This is a genomic window from Roseococcus pinisoli, from assembly GCF_018413645.1.
Lineage (GTDB): Bacteria > Pseudomonadota > Alphaproteobacteria > Acetobacterales > Acetobacteraceae > Roseococcus > Roseococcus pinisoli.
The window spans coordinates 386,741-399,308 of sequence record NZ_JAHCDA010000003.1; the positions used below are offsets into that span (position 1 = coordinate 386,741).

Here is a 12,568-nt window from a genome sequence, read left to right on the forward strand (position 1 = left end):
AGCAGGAATTTCATTTGACCCCCCGACCCCCATGGCCCATATGCGCCGCCGCTGACCTTATCGAACCGACGGCCGACTGTGGCCGCACAGCCGATACACCTGGTCATCTACTGGTGGGAAAGGGAACCCGATATGGACTCTCTCGTCCGACTGGGGATGGACTCGGATATTCTTCCGAGCGACGCCCAGACGACTCATGCTTCGGCTGCCAACGGTCCGGTGGAGCAGAAGGATTATTTCGTGGAGCGCAACGGCGTCCGTTACGCCGGCACGCACCTGATCATCGACCTCTGGGGCGCGACCAACCTCGGCGACCCCGGGCACATCGATGCGGTGCTGCGCGAAGCCGCGATCGAGACCGGTGCGACGATCCTGCACGGGCACTTCCACCACTTCTCGCCCAACGGCGGAGTGTCGGGCGTGCTGGTGCTGGCCGAAAGCCATGTCTCCATCCACACCTGGCCGGAGCGGGACTACGCGGCGCTGGACATCTTCGTCTGCGGCGACTGCGATCCCTACAAGGCCATCCCGGTGCTGAAGCGCGGTTTCCTTCCGGAACGCGTGCAGCTCGCGGAGCACAAGCGCGGCCTCATCGGCTGACATAAATCCGAGGTAGATGTGAACGGGGCCGGGCGGCAACGTCCGGCCCTTTCTTATTGGCGACGAGGTGAGACCATGACCGAGACCTGGGTGAACGAGACCCTCTACCCCGATTGGGCGCAGCGCTTCCGCGTGAAGCAGGAACTCGCCCGCGTGAAGAGCGATTTCCAGGACATCCTGATCTTCGAGAGCTTCTCGCATGGCCGCGTGATGCTGCTCGACGGCGTGGTCCAGATCACGGAGCGCGACGAGTTCGTCTACCAGGAGATGCTGACGCATCAGCCGCTGCTCGCGCATGGCGCGGCCAAGCGCGTGCTGATCATCGGCGCCGGTGACGGCGGCGTGCTTCGCCGCGTGCTCGAGCACCGCAATGTCGAGAAGGCCGTTATGGTCGAGATCGACGGCGAGGTGATCCGTCTCGCGAAGGAGTTCCTGCCCGCCATCTCCGGCGACGCCTGGAACGACCCGCGGGCCGAGGTCATCGTCGGCGACGGCATCGACTATGTCCGCAAGGCCGAGGCCGGCTCCTTCGACGTCGTCATCGTGGACAGCACCGATCCCATCGGCGTGGGCGAGGTGCTCTTCACGGACGAGTTCTACCAGAACGCGGCCCGCCTGCTCTCGGCGAACGGCGTGATCGTGAATCAGTGCGGCGTGCCCTTCATGCAGGCCGACGAGCTGCGCGAGACCTCGGAGCGCCGTGGGAAGTTCTTCCCCGACATCTGGGCCTATGTCGCGGCGGTTCCGACCTATGTCGGCGGCTACATGACGCTTGGCTGGGCGGCGAAGGCCAAGGGCCTGCGCGACGTGCCGGTGGCCGAGATCCGGGCGCGGGCGGAGAAGGCCGGCATCCTGGGCAAGACGCGCTACTGGACGCCGGAGATCCACGTGGGGGCCTTCCAGCTCCCGCCCTATATCTCCGAAAACCTCGAGGGCTGATTTCGCCTTCGGCCTGGTCGGCGGGTTCTTCCGTCGGTCAGGCCCGGTCTTCCGGCTGCCGCCGTGCTTTGCGCGTGTTTGCGGCGAGGTCTCTGTCCGGCGGGCGATATTCTCGCTCTCCGGTCCCGCCACCGGGCGGCGCGGCCTGCGGGCTGCCTCGTTCGGGTGCTCCCCTCGGTGGAGGGGCGTTGCGGAAGGGTCTCGCCTGGGCTTGGGCCCGTTCACGTCAGAGGCGGCGGCGGCCGGTATTCCTGCCAAGGCAGGAACCGGCCGCCTTCGTGGCCTTATTCGTCAGCGTTGAACGGCGGGCCGGCGAGGACGCCGCCGTCGATCACCATGCTCTGGCCCGTCATGAAGCCCGAGGCGGGGCTGGCCAGGAACACCGCGGCGCCGGCGATCTCGTCCGGCTCGCCGATGCGCAGCAGCGGCGTGTCGCGCGTGCGCTTCTTCAGGTTCACCGGATCCTCCCAGAGCGCGCGGGCGAAGTCGGTCTTCACCAGGCCGGGCGCGATGGCGTTCACGCGGACGCCGCTCGGGCCCCATTCCACCGCCAGCGCGCGGGCCAGCTGCATGTCCGCCGCCTTCGAGACACCGTAGATGCCCAGGCGCGGCGAGCCGCGGAAACCGCCGATCGAGCTCACGATGATCACGGAACCGCCGCCGCGCTCGGCCATGGAGGGGATCGTCATCTGGCTGAGCCAGAGGTTCGAGCGCACGTTGGAATTCATGATGCGGTCGTAGGACTCGTCCGGAATGTCCTGCGAGGGGCCGAAATAGGGGTTCACGGCGGCGTTGCAGACCAGGATGTCCACCGGGCCATAGGCGGCGACCGTCTGGTCGACCAGCGCCTGGAGCTCCGGCTTGCGGCCGATGTTGCAGGCGATGGCCATGGCCGTGCCGCCATTGGCCTTGATGCCGTCCACCACTTCCTGGCAGGCGTCGAGCTTGCGCGAGGAGACGACGACCTTGGCGCCGTGCTGGGCCAGCCGCTCGCAGATGGCGCGGCCGATGCCGCGGCTTCCGCCGGTGACGATGGCGACCTTGCCGGTCAGGTCGAACAGATTCTTCATGGATCCCTCCAGAAACGTTGCCGGGAACCTAGCCGCGTTACATCCGGGCCAGAAGGGGGCTCAGGCGGCCGGATGCAGCTCTTCCATCTCGCGGCGCAGCCTCACGGCCTCGGCGGAGCCGTCCAGCGCCACGTCCGATTGGCGCAGCGCGGCACCCTTCGGGACGTCGGCGAGCAGCCGAACGCCATGCGCCAGGCCGATGGGCAGGGCGTTTTCGGCAAGGCTGCGGGCGGCGGGGATGCATTTGCCCCAGACCATGGCGCCGCCCTCGCCATCCAGGATCTCGCCGGCGCGCAGGTCGCGCTTGGCTGTGGCCACGACATCGCCGCGCCAGGTATCGCCGCATCCGGTCGGCTCGCGGCGCAGGGCGGCCGAGGCGACCGAGACGCCCAGCTCCAGCCCGATGAGGTGATAAGGCCGCCAGAGCGCGGCATAGTGGCCGGAGCTGTCGGTATGCACGCCATATTCCGAGAAGCAGCGGCGGATGTAGTCGGTCTCGCCCTCGAAGACCGCATAGACGCCCCAGCGCAGGTCGCCGACCACCTGGCGCGCGTCGCGTTCTACGGAGGAGATCACCTCCACCACGCCCTTCCGCGGCAGGATTCCGCCCTCCGCGCGCGGGCGGAAGAGATGCGGCAGGTCCTGCACGCCGCAGGGCGGGAAGGAGAGGCCGTCCTCCGGCGGCAGCAGGCCGGTGGCATTGGCAATGGCGGCCATCTCGATGCTGCTCTTGGTCCCGTCGAGGAAGGAGTTGAACATCTGCGGGTTCATGCCGCCCGCCTTCGCCTGTTCGGGCGAGAGGCCGTAATGGCCCCAGACCGTCTCGGGCGTGGATTCGTGGAAGACGGGCAGGTACTTCGTGCCCTTGCCGGCGGCCACGACCGGCAGGCCCATGGCGCGGATGGTGTCCACCATTTCGCAGACCAGGGCGGGCTGGTCGCCATAGGCCATGGAATAGACGACGCCGGCCGCCGCCGCGCGGGCGGCCAGGAGCGGGCCGGCCAGCACATCGGCCTCCACGTTCACCATGACGATGTGCTGCCGTGCGGCGATGGCGGCCAGGGCGTGACGGATTCCCGCGGCGGGGTTGCCGGTGCTTTCCACCACCACCTCGATGCGCGGGTCGTTTGCCGCGGCCGCATTCTCGGTGACGAAGGTGGCGCGGGCCGCGAGGGCGGCGTCGAGGGAGCTGGCCGCCGACTGCTCGGTGCTCCAGCCGATGCGGCCGAGATTCTCCCGGGCGCGGGGAGGGGAAAGATCGGCGATGACGGCGACGTGGATGCCGGGCGAACGCGCCGCCATGGCAAGGAACATCGAGCCGAACTTGCCTGCGCCGATGACGCCGACGGTGATCGGCCGGCCTGCCGCAGCGCGTGCCGCGAGGAGGCGGGAGAGGTTCATGGCGACGTTTCCCCGGATGTTTTCCGGATAGAAGCGCCCAAGCGGCCCCGAGACAATCCACAAGGCCCGTGATGCGGGCCGAGGTGAGGCGCTATTGGAGCCAGTCGCGACCTAAAGAGGGGATGTCGGCCGGCCAAGGCCCCCTCGAAATAAAGAAGGCCAGGCACAGGATGCCCGGCCTTCTGATCGAAACGGCTCTTAAACCGGCGGCAGCAGATCGTCGCCGGCCGCCACGAGCATGCGCGCGAGCGCCTCGTCGCGCCCGAGCGCAAAGAGGGTGAGGTCGATCGGCGGGCTCATCGTGCTGCCGGTCAGCGCCACGCGCAGCGGCTGCGCCACGTCCTTCAGCTTGACGCCCTTCACGTCCGCATAATCCCGCAGCCACTGCTCCAGGTCCTGCCGTTCCCAGGGCGCGCCGGACAGGAACTGCGCCAGGTCCTCGAGGCGGCCCTTCGCTTCGGGTGTCAGGATGGCGGCGGACTTCGCGTCCATCTCGGGCGTGCCGTCGGTCACCGCGAAGGCCGCGCTGTCCGCGAGGTCGTTGAGGGTCTTCGCGCGCTCCTGCAGGGCGGGCAGCAGGATCTTGAGCCGCGCGATCTTCTCGGTCCCGAAACCTTCTCCGGCGGCCGTCAGGCGCCGAAGCACCTGCGGCAGCAGCGCCTCGGGGTCAGCGGCACGGAGATAGACGCCGTTCACATGGGCCAGCTTCGTGTAGTCCATGCGCGAGGCCGCACGGCCCACATCGCCGATGTCGAAGATCTCCTCGGCCCGCTCGCGCGAGATGATCTCCTCGTCGCCATGGCCCCAGCCGAGGCGCAGCAGGTAGTTGCACACCGCCTCCGGCAGCAGGCCCTGCTCCCGCAGGTCGAGCACCGAGACGGCGCCGTGCCGCTTGGAAAGCTTGGCGCCGTCGGCGCCGTGGATCAGCGGGATATGCGCGAAGACCGGCCGCGACCAGCCCATCGCGTCATAGACCATGCACTGGCGGAAGGTGTTGGTGAGGTGATCGTCGCCTCGGATGACATGGGTGATCGCCATGTCGTTGTCGTCCACCACCACGGCATGCAGGTAGGTCGGCGTGCCGTCCGAGCGCAGGATGATCATGTCGTCCAGCTCGGTATTGGCGACGCGGACCGTGCCCTGCACCGCATCCTCGATCACCGTCTCGCCGTCGCGCGGGGCGCGCAGGCGGATGGCGAAGGGCTTGCCCTCCTGCTCGGGGCCCGGCTCGCGGTCGCGCCAGATGCCCTCGTAGCGGGGCGGGCGCTTCTCGGCCATCGCGCGCTCGCGCATGGCGACAAGCTCCTCGGGCGTCTCATAGGCACGATAGGCCTTGCCCTTGGCCAGCAGCTCGCGGGCGACCTCGGCATGGCGCGCTTCGCGCGAGGATTGGAAGACCGGCGGTTCGTCCGGGCTCAGGCCCAGCCAGGCCAGGCTTTCCAGGATCTGGTCGACGGCTTCGCGCGTGCTGCGGGCCTTGTCGGTGTCCTCGATGCGCAGCAGGTAGGCGCCGCCGTGCCGGCGCGCGAACAGCTTGTTGAACAGCGCCGTGCGGGCGCCTCCGATATGGAGGAAGCCGGTGGGCGAGGGGGCGAAGCGGGTTCGGACGGTCATGCGGCATTCTTAACACGACGCTTGCCCGCGGTTGAGGGGTTGGGGCACGTCTTGATGACATGCTGCCGGCCGCGCCCTCCTGGAGGTGGTTCCGCGCCCTCGCGCCCCCGCGCGAGGCCGGATCGGTCGTCCCCGGGCGCCTCGCCGCGATCCTGGCTGCCGAGCAGGGGCGGCTGGCCCTCTGGCTGCCGGTCGCGATGGCGGCGGGGATCCTGTTCTATTTCCTGCCCCGTCATGAGCCCTGGGCGGGATGGCGATATGCCGGCCTGGTCTTCTGGCTGGTGGCCCTCTGGCTCCGGGACCGCTTTCCCCTGGCGGCCTGGGCGCTGGCGCTGCTGGGGTCGGCAGGGCTCGGCTTCGCACTGGCCTCCTGGCATGCGGCCCGGGCGCCGCCCCCGCTCGAGCTGCCGCGTGGCGCCACGGGGCTGACCGGCCTGGTGACCGAGACCGATCTCCTGCCGGGCGGGATCCGGATCACCCTGGCCGAGGGGCGATGGGAGGGGCAGGACATGCCGGCCAGACGGGCGATCCGCGTCCGTCTCCGGACCGATGATCCCGCCCGGCCCCTGCCGGGGGACACCGTCGCGCTGCGGACCCTCATCCGGGCCCCCTCGGCTCCCGCCCATCCGGGTGCCTGGGACTTTCAGCGCGCCGCTTATTTCGAGGGGTTGGGCGGCTCCGGCTTCGCGCTCGGTCCGGTCGAGGTTCTGGCCAGCAATGGCGCGGCGCCGCCCCTTTCGGCCATGCGCAGCCGGATCGAGGCGCGGGTGACGGGATTGCTGCCGGGCGGCGTCGGCGCCGTGGCCGCCGCGCTGCTGACCGGCGGGCAGAGCACGATCCCGGCGGCCGACATGCAGGCCATGCGCGATTCGGGCCTCGCGCATCTGCTCTCGGTCTCCGGCCTTCATATCGCGATCGTGATGGGGCTGGCCTTTACCGCCGTGCGTGCCGCTCTCGCCCTCTGGCCCGGCTTCGCCCTGCGCTGGGGGACCCGTCCCTTCGCCGCCCTCGCGGCCCTGGCGATGGGGGGCTTCTACATGGTGCTGACGGGCAGCCAGGTGCCGATGCAGCGGAGCTTTCTCATGGCGGCTCTGGTCACGCTGGCCCTGCTCGCCGGCCGGCGAGCGCTGAATCCGCGGGTCCTGGCCTTCGCGGCGCTGGGCGTGATGGCGCTGCAACCCCAGTCGTTGCTGGGCCCCTCCTTCCAGATGAGCTTCGCCGCCGTCATGGCGCTGATCGCCTCTTATGAGGCGGCGCGACCCTGGCTGTCGCGCACCGGCACGCCGCGCCCCTGGTGGTGGCGGCCGATGCTCGTGGTCCTGGGCGGCATCGCGACCTCGGCCATCGCCGGCGCCGCGACGACGCCCTTCGGCCTGCACCATTTCGGCCGCCTCCAGCTGTATGGCGTCGCCGCCAATGCCGTGGCCGTGCCGCTGACCTCGCTGCTGGTGATGCCGGCGGGGATGGCGGCGATGGTGCTGCTCCCCCTGGGCCTCGAGGCCTGGCCCCTTCGCCTGATGGGCTGGGGCATCGAGGGCATCCTCGCCGTGGCGCGCGGGGTCGCGGCGTGGCCTGGGGCGGCGATGGCGATGCCGCCGCTGCCACCCTTGGGGCTGGCGCTGCTCAGTCTGGGGCTTTGCTGGCTGTGCCTGTGGCGCACGCGATGGCGGCTCCTAGGCCTTGTGGCGATCGGCGCCGGCCTTGCGAGCTGGCACCTCGTCCGCCCACCCGATGCCATGGCCGCAGCCGATGGGCGGCTCTTCGCCCTGCAGACGGAGGGCCATGTCTTCCTCGAGCGGCGACCCGGCGCGTCACGCTTCATCGGCGATTCCTGGCTGCGCGGCCTGGGCGGAGTCGAAGCATCGCCGCTGCCGGCTCATGGCGAGGCGGCGGAAGGGCGCATCCGCTGCCGCCCGGAGGCCTGCACGCTTTTCAGCGCGACCGGAGAGCCGGGCCTCATCCTGCTTCGCCCGCCCGTGCTGCCGCGCGGCCAGCGGGCGGCCTTCGACCCAGGGCCACATCCGGCCTGCGGCCGGGCGCCGGTGATCGTCTCGCCGGAGCCCGTCCGCGGCGCCTGCGATGGCAGCGAGGTGGTGGACCGCTTCTCCGTCTGGCGAGACGGCGCGCATGCCATCTGGCTGGAGGATGGACGGGCGCGCGTGGTGTCGGATCGCGCCTGGCGCGGCGACCGCCCCTGGGTGCCGCCGCCTCCCTTGCCGCGATCCCGGACGAACGAGCCACCAGCCGAGAGCGAGTGACCTCACGGCAAGGCGAAGCCCTGGACGAGGCTCGACGACAACAGCGTCCATCCGTCCACGAGCACGAAGAAGATCAGCTTGAAGGGCAGCGCCACGATGGAGGGCGGCAGCATCATCATGCCCAGCGACATCAGGATGGAGGCCACCACCATGTCGATCACCAGGAAGGGCAGGAAGAGCAGGAAGCCGATCTCGAAGGCGCGCTTCAGCTCGCTGACCAGGAAGGCGGGCATGAGGCCACGGAAAGGCGCCTGCTCCGGCGGGCCGAGGGGCAGGCGCGCGAGCTCCAGGAACAGGTTGAGATCGCTTTCCCGTACATTGGCCGCCATGAACTTGCGGAAGGGCTCGGCAATGGCGGTCAGGCCCTCCAGATCGCCGATCCTGCCCTCGTTCAGCGGCACGATGCCGAGCCGCCAGGCCTCCTCCAGCACTGGCTGCATCACGAAGAGCGAGAGGAAGAGCGCGAGGCCGATCAGCACCGGATTGGGCGGCACGCCCTGCGCGCCGATCGCCGAGCGCAGCAGGGCCAGCACGATCACGATGCGCGTGAAGGCGGTGGTCATGATCAGCAGGGAAGGCGCCAGGGAGAGCAGGCCGATCACCGCCGTCAGCTGCACGAGGCGGGAGGTGACGCCCGCTTGGCCGGCGGCACCCAGATCGATCGACACCGATTGCGCCGAAGCGTCGCTGGCCAGCAGGGCCAGCGCGGCCAGGATCGCGAGGGCCTTCATGCGCTGGGGAGCCAGCCGAGGAACAGGTCGCCGGAAGGGCCGACGAGAAGCAATCCTTCACGCCCGTCGCAGGCGATGAGGACGAGGCGGCGGCGCGCATCCAGGGCGCAGATGGAGCGGACGCCGACCCGGCTTCCGCCGGGCCGGAGCATCGCCTTGGAATGGCCCGCCAGGCGCGAGATGCCCCAGAGCAGCAACAGGACCGCGCCGAGCGCGCCCATCATCTGGGCCAGGGAAGTCGTATCGAGAAAGGACATGGCGCGGCCTCCTGCCGGCGCTGAGGGGGAGGGTCACGGGCGCGGCAGATGCTCCGCGAGGAGATCGGCCTCGCGCATCAGCGCCTCGAGCGAGGGTTTCAAGGGATGCCCGACGCCCGGGGGCAGGCAGGCAATGGCTGCGGCAAGCCGGGCCGCCTCCCTGTCCAGCCCGGCGAGGTCGATGGCGCGTCCGGCCATGACGAGCGCGCGTGCCATGACAAGGATGCCGAGCAGGCTCTCGATCGCGGTCATGATGGCCAGGACATCGAAGCTCCTGGCAGGTAAGGGTGGGTTCGCGACATCGGACATGGGCGGAGGATGCGGGGGCGAGGGTTAAGGAAGCTGCAATCGCCGCGCGTCGCCGTCTTCACAATGCGTTAACCGGATGGCGTGTTTCCTGCGGTCATGGACCTGACCTTCAGTGGCCCCGTCAACCTCGCGGAGAACCGGCTCGCCTGGCTCGATACGCGCCAGCGCATCCTGGCGCGCAACGTCGCCAATGCCGATACACCGGGCTTTCGCCCAAGTGACGCCGTTCCGTTCCGGGATGTGCTGCAGCGCCGCCTTCCGGTGGCCATGGCCGCCACGGACACGCGCCACCTCTCGCCGCGTCAGCACGTCGCCCTGGCCCTGCAGGACCGCAGCGTCGTGGAGAGGAGCCGCAACGGCAATGCCGTCTCGCTCGATGACGAGGCCATCCGTATCGCCGAAACCGATCAGGCGCAGGCGCTCGCGATAGGGCTGCACCGGAAATACCTCGGCCTGTTCCGCACGGCGCTGGGGCGTCCCTGAAAGGAAACGGCGTATGGATCTCGATCGCGCGCTTTCGATTTCCGCGGCAGGCATGGCCGCCCAATCCACGCGCCTGCGCGTGGTGGCCGAGAACATCGCCAATCGTGACAGCACGGGGCAATCGCCCGGGGCCGATCCCTATCGCCGCAAGACCGTGACCTTCGCGAGCCGCCTGGACCGCGAGCTCGGCGCGGAAACGGTGCGCGTGGCGCGCATCGGCCGTGACTCCCGGGACTTCCCGGAGCGCTTCGAGCCGGATCATCCCGCCGCGAACGGCAATGGCTATGTGCGCACGCCCAATGTCGACAGCGTCGTCGAGAACATGGACATGCGCGAGGCCAATCGCTCCTACTCCGCCAATCTGGCGGTGCTGGAAACCACGCGCGGGATGCTGATGCGGGCCATCGAGGCGCTTCGCTGATGGCGCTTCCCATTCTCGGCGCCGCGGGCGCCGCCGCCGCCGCTTACCGTGCCGTCCAGGGCGCGGGCGAAGCGATCTCGCAGGGCGCGGGCTTCGGGGAGACCCTGACGCGGGCCGTGCAGGGGGCCATCGACACGGGCCGCCGCGCCGACGCGGCCTCGACCAGCGCGCTGACGGGCCAGGGCAGCGTGACCGATGTGGTGCTGGCGGTCTCCCGGGCCGAGCTCTCGCTCCAGATGGCCACGGCGGTGCGGGACCGCGTGGTCTCGGCCTACCAGGATGTGATGCGCATGCCGATCTAGCGGCCCTATCGGCTCGGCCGCTTGCCCGCAGGAGGCGGGGTTGAATGGTGGAACAGCCCGTCGTCATGGCGATGCGGGAGGCGCTTTGGGTCTGCCTCCAACTGGCCGCGCCGCCCCTGCTCGTGGTGCTGGCCATCGGCCTCGTCGTCTCGCTGCTGCAGGCCCTGACGCAGATCCAGGAGGCGACGCTCGCCTTCCTGCCGAAATTCGCGGCGATCGGCGGGCTCCTCCTGTTCATGGGGCCCTCGATGGCCGGGCTGCTTCAGGCCTGGGCCCAGCGACTGTTCGATCAGGTCATCGCGATCGGCGGGCTGCCATGAGCGTCTCTGGCGAGGTTGCGCTGCTGGCGGCCTTGCCCGGCCTTGCCTTCCACGCAGCGCTTCTTCTTTGCCGGATGGGTGCTGCGGTCATGCTCCTGCCGGGCGTGGGGGAGGCGGAAATTCCCACGACGGTCCGTCTGGCTCTGGCCCTGGGCCTGGTCTTCGCGCTGCTTCCGCCCCTGTCGCCGGGGCTTCCCGATCTTCCGGCGGAGGTTTCCGGCCTCCTCGTCCTGATCGTGGGCGAGGTCCTCAGCGGCGTCTGGCTGGGCGGGCTGGCGAGGATACTGGTCATGGCCCTCTCCCAGGCAGGGCAGGTCGTCTCGCTGATGATCGGCCTCGCCTCGCCTCTGCAGGGGGATCTCGTCCCGGGCAGCGGCATGACGGCGCTTGCGAGGATGCTTTCGCTCGCGACCGCCGCCCTGATGCTGGCGACGGGGCTTTTCGAGATACCCCTTCGTGCCCTGGCGAACAGCTACGGGGTTCTTCCACCCGGCGGGGTTTGGCCCGGCGGGGCCTCGGCGGAGGAGATGGCACGGACCGTGGGCGACAGCCTGAGCTTGGCGATGCAGCTGGCCGCGCCCTTTCTCGTGGCCGCCATCTTCTTCAACGCCGGCCTCGGGCTGATCTCGCGCATCGCCCCGCATGCGCAGATTTTTGTCCTGGGTTCCCCCGCGCAGATTCTGGGCGGGCTGTTGCTGATGTTCCTCCTGCTGCCCAGCCTGCTGAATGTCTGGGCGCGGGGCCTGAACGAAGGCTTCCTGCGCCTGCCGGGCATCGATTGAACCATGGCCGAAGAGGGCGGGAACGAGCGGGAAGAGGAACGCACGGAGGAACCCTCCCAGAAGCGGCTTCAGAAGGCGTGGCAGGAGGGGCAGGTCGCCCTTTCGCGCGAGGCGGTCGGCTTCTCGGCGCTGGCGGCCTCGGTCCTGGCGGCGGTGCTGGTAATGCCGGGCCAGAAGCATCGGATCGGCGCGGCCATGAGGGCGACGTTTTCTCGGGCCCACGAGATGGAGCCGGGGCGGGCCGCCGCGGATTGGCTGACCCTGTTCCTCGGCGTCGCCTGGCCCATCGCCACGGCGGCCGTGATCGGAGCGGCGGTGGCGACCCTGGCGCAGACGCGCGGCGCGATCTCGGCGAAGTCGATGGCGCCGGATCTGGCGAAGCTGTCGCCGGCGCGGGGGCTGAAGCGCATCCTCGGTCCGGACGGGCTGCTCGAATTCCTGCGGATGCTGCTGAAGCTGACCATCGTCGCCACCGCGCTCGGCTTCGTCGCGATGGACCTGCCGGCCCTCTCGGCCGTGCTGGAGGCGCCGCCGGCGGAAATCTTCGCCGCGGCCGGGCGAGGCATCCTGCGGCTGGTGATGACAACGCTCGCGGCCTTCGCCCTGGTGGCGGGGGTGGATCTGCTGATCGTGCGGCACCGCCACCGCGAGCGCCTGCGCATGTCCCGCCAGGATCTGAAGGAGGAGTCGAAGGAAAGCGAGGGCGATCCGCAGATCAAGGCCCGCATGCGGCATCTTCGGGAGATGATGGGTCGGGGGCGCATGCTGGCTTCCGTGCCTCGCGCGACGGTGGTGATCACCAATCCCTCGCACTACGCGGTTGCGCTGTCCTATGAATCCGGCAAGGCGGCCGCGCCGAAGCTGGTTGCCAAGGGAGCAGACGCCATGGCGGCGCGGATCCGCGAGGCCGCACGGGAGGCCGGCGTGCCGGTGGTCGCCGATCCGCCATTGGCGCGGGCGCTGTTCCGCCTCGATTTGGAGACGGAGATCCCGAACGAGCATTGGGAGGCGGTCGCGAAGATCATCGCCTATGTCATGCGCCTGCGTGGCCGTTCCTGATGCCGGAAGGGGCATTCCTGCG

The 12,568-nt window shown here is 69.8% G+C and carries 15 protein-coding genes; 9 read left to right on the plus strand and 6 right to left on the minus strand.

The window, feature by feature from the left end:
* Positions 1 to 132 precede the first annotated feature (132 nt).
* Together speD and speE are read left to right on the plus strand one after the other, a co-directional pair.
* On the plus strand, positions 133 to 600 hold the full coding sequence (speD, locus tag KHU32_RS16870) for an adenosylmethionine decarboxylase (RefSeq protein WP_213671318.1): 468 nt from the start codon (positions 133 to 135) through the stop codon (positions 598 to 600).
* A gap of 75 nt (positions 601 to 675) precedes the next feature.
* Positions 676 to 1,539: a polyamine aminopropyltransferase gene (gene speE, locus KHU32_RS16875; RefSeq protein WP_213671319.1), complete on the plus strand. Its 864-nt coding sequence runs from the start codon at positions 676 to 678 to the stop codon at positions 1,537 to 1,539.
* A 284-nt stretch (positions 1,540 to 1,823) separates the two neighbouring features.
* Here the strand turns inward: speE and KHU32_RS16880 are convergent, their stop codons facing one another.
* The 3 genes from KHU32_RS16880 to gltX all read right to left on the minus strand — a co-directional run bounded on the left by KHU32_RS16880 (position 1,824) and on the right by gltX (position 5,624).
* Entirely contained in the window at positions 1,824 to 2,609 is a 786-nt protein-coding gene (locus KHU32_RS16880; protein WP_213671320.1) for an SDR family NAD(P)-dependent oxidoreductase, read from the minus strand.
* Between the two features lie 60 nt (positions 2,610 to 2,669).
* On the minus strand, positions 2,670 to 4,010 hold the full coding sequence (locus tag KHU32_RS16885) for an NAD(P)H-dependent oxidoreductase (RefSeq protein ID WP_213671321.1): 1,341 nt from the start codon (positions 4,008 to 4,010) through the stop codon (positions 2,670 to 2,672).
* Positions 4,011 to 4,208: 198 nt separating this feature from the next.
* Positions 4,209 to 5,624, minus strand: coding sequence for a glutamate--tRNA ligase (gene gltX, locus KHU32_RS16890; RefSeq protein ID WP_213671322.1), 1,416 nt, complete (start codon positions 5,622 to 5,624; stop codon positions 4,209 to 4,211).
* Between the two features lie 59 nt (positions 5,625 to 5,683).
* Here gltX and KHU32_RS16895 point away from each other — a divergent pair, with 59 nt between their 5' ends.
* Positions 5,684 to 7,882 (plus strand): ComEC/Rec2 family competence protein, encoded by a 2,199-nt coding sequence (locus KHU32_RS16895; protein ID WP_213671323.1) that lies wholly within the window; start codon positions 5,684 to 5,686, stop codon positions 7,880 to 7,882.
* Positions 7,883 to 7,884: 2 nt separating this feature from the next.
* On the opposite strand, the gene fliP is transcribed toward KHU32_RS16895, so the two are convergent.
* Genes fliP through KHU32_RS16910 form a run of 3 tightly spaced genes read right to left on the minus strand, consistent with a single transcriptional unit; the run spans position 7,885 to position 9,179 of the window.
* A complete protein-coding gene (gene fliP, locus KHU32_RS16900) occupies positions 7,885 to 8,613 on the minus strand; it encodes a flagellar type III secretion system pore protein FliP (protein WP_213671324.1) in 729 nt (242 codons plus the stop codon).
* The gene (locus KHU32_RS16905) at positions 8,610 to 8,870 is read right to left on the minus strand and encodes a hypothetical protein (RefSeq protein WP_213671325.1); all 261 of its coding nucleotides are present in this window, start codon (positions 8,868 to 8,870) and stop codon (positions 8,610 to 8,612) included. The genes fliP and KHU32_RS16905 overlap by 4 nt, the downstream gene beginning before the upstream one ends.
* A gap of 33 nt (positions 8,871 to 8,903) precedes the next feature.
* Positions 8,904 to 9,179, minus strand: a complete 276-nt coding sequence (locus KHU32_RS16910) for a hypothetical protein (RefSeq protein ID WP_213671326.1) — start codon at positions 9,177 to 9,179, stop codon at positions 8,904 to 8,906.
* A 96-nt stretch (positions 9,180 to 9,275) separates the two neighbouring features.
* On the opposite strand from KHU32_RS16910, the gene KHU32_RS16915 reads away from it, so the two are divergent.
* From KHU32_RS16915 to KHU32_RS16940, 6 genes are read left to right on the plus strand one after another with little or no spacing between them, the layout of a single operon-like run.
* Positions 9,276 to 9,662 (plus strand): flagellar basal body rod protein FlgB, encoded by a 387-nt coding sequence (locus KHU32_RS16915; RefSeq protein WP_213671327.1) that lies wholly within the window; start codon positions 9,276 to 9,278, stop codon positions 9,660 to 9,662.
* A 13-nt stretch (positions 9,663 to 9,675) separates the two neighbouring features.
* Complete coding sequence (gene flgC, locus KHU32_RS16920) at positions 9,676 to 10,083, plus strand: flagellar basal body rod protein FlgC (protein ID WP_213671328.1); 408 nt, start codon at positions 9,676 to 9,678, stop codon at positions 10,081 to 10,083.
* Entirely contained in the window at positions 10,083 to 10,385 is a 303-nt protein-coding gene (fliE, locus tag KHU32_RS16925) for a flagellar hook-basal body complex protein FliE (protein WP_213671329.1), read from the plus strand. Before flgC ends, fliE begins: the two co-directional genes overlap by 1 nt.
* 44 nt (positions 10,386 to 10,429) lie before the next feature.
* Positions 10,430 to 10,705 carry a flagellar biosynthetic protein FliQ gene (locus KHU32_RS23340; protein WP_213671330.1) on the plus strand — a complete coding sequence of 92 codons (276 nt, stop codon included), beginning with the start codon at positions 10,430 to 10,432 and terminating at the stop codon, positions 10,703 to 10,705.
* The gene (locus tag KHU32_RS16935; RefSeq protein WP_213671331.1) at positions 10,702 to 11,487 is read left to right on the plus strand and encodes a flagellar biosynthetic protein FliR; all 786 of its coding nucleotides are present in this window, start codon (positions 10,702 to 10,704) and stop codon (positions 11,485 to 11,487) included. Before KHU32_RS23340 ends, KHU32_RS16935 begins: the two co-directional genes overlap by 4 nt.
* A gap of 3 nt (positions 11,488 to 11,490) precedes the next feature.
* Positions 11,491 to 12,546: an EscU/YscU/HrcU family type III secretion system export apparatus switch protein gene (locus KHU32_RS16940; protein ID WP_213671332.1), complete on the plus strand. Its 1,056-nt coding sequence runs from the start codon at positions 11,491 to 11,493 to the stop codon at positions 12,544 to 12,546.
* The last annotated feature ends 22 nt before the right edge of the window (positions 12,547 to 12,568 follow it).

Coding starts and splice junctions, on each gene's coding strand:
- speD (WP_213671318.1), top strand. CDS start 133: ATGGACTCTCTCGTCCGACTGGGGATGGACTCGGATATTCTTCCGAGC.
- speE (WP_213671319.1), top strand. CDS start 676: ATGACCGAGACCTGGGTGAACGAGACCCTCTACCCCGATTGGGCGCAG.
- KHU32_RS16880 (WP_213671320.1), bottom strand. CDS start 2,609: ATGAAGAATCTGTTCGACCTGACCGGCAAGGTCGCCATCGTCACCGGC.
- KHU32_RS16885 (WP_213671321.1), bottom strand. CDS start 4,010: ATGAACCTCTCCCGCCTCCTCGCGGCACGCGCTGCGGCAGGCCGGCCG.
- gltX (WP_213671322.1), bottom strand. CDS start 5,624: ATGACCGTCCGAACCCGCTTCGCCCCCTCGCCCACCGGCTTCCTCCAT.
- KHU32_RS16895 (WP_213671323.1), top strand. CDS start 5,684: ATGCTGCCGGCCGCGCCCTCCTGGAGGTGGTTCCGCGCCCTCGCGCCC.
- fliP (WP_213671324.1), bottom strand. CDS start 8,613: ATGAAGGCCCTCGCGATCCTGGCCGCGCTGGCCCTGCTGGCCAGCGAC.
- KHU32_RS16905 (WP_213671325.1), bottom strand. CDS start 8,870: ATGTCCTTTCTCGATACGACTTCCCTGGCCCAGATGATGGGCGCGCTC.
- KHU32_RS16910 (WP_213671326.1), bottom strand. CDS start 9,179: ATGTCCGATGTCGCGAACCCACCCTTACCTGCCAGGAGCTTCGATGTC.
- KHU32_RS16915 (WP_213671327.1), top strand. CDS start 9,276: ATGGACCTGACCTTCAGTGGCCCCGTCAACCTCGCGGAGAACCGGCTC.
- flgC (WP_213671328.1), top strand. CDS start 9,676: ATGGATCTCGATCGCGCGCTTTCGATTTCCGCGGCAGGCATGGCCGCC.
- fliE (WP_213671329.1), top strand. CDS start 10,083: ATGGCGCTTCCCATTCTCGGCGCCGCGGGCGCCGCCGCCGCCGCTTAC.
- KHU32_RS23340 (WP_213671330.1), top strand. CDS start 10,430: ATGGTGGAACAGCCCGTCGTCATGGCGATGCGGGAGGCGCTTTGGGTC.
- KHU32_RS16935 (WP_213671331.1), top strand. CDS start 10,702: ATGAGCGTCTCTGGCGAGGTTGCGCTGCTGGCGGCCTTGCCCGGCCTT.
- KHU32_RS16940 (WP_213671332.1), top strand. CDS start 11,491: ATGGCCGAAGAGGGCGGGAACGAGCGGGAAGAGGAACGCACGGAGGAA.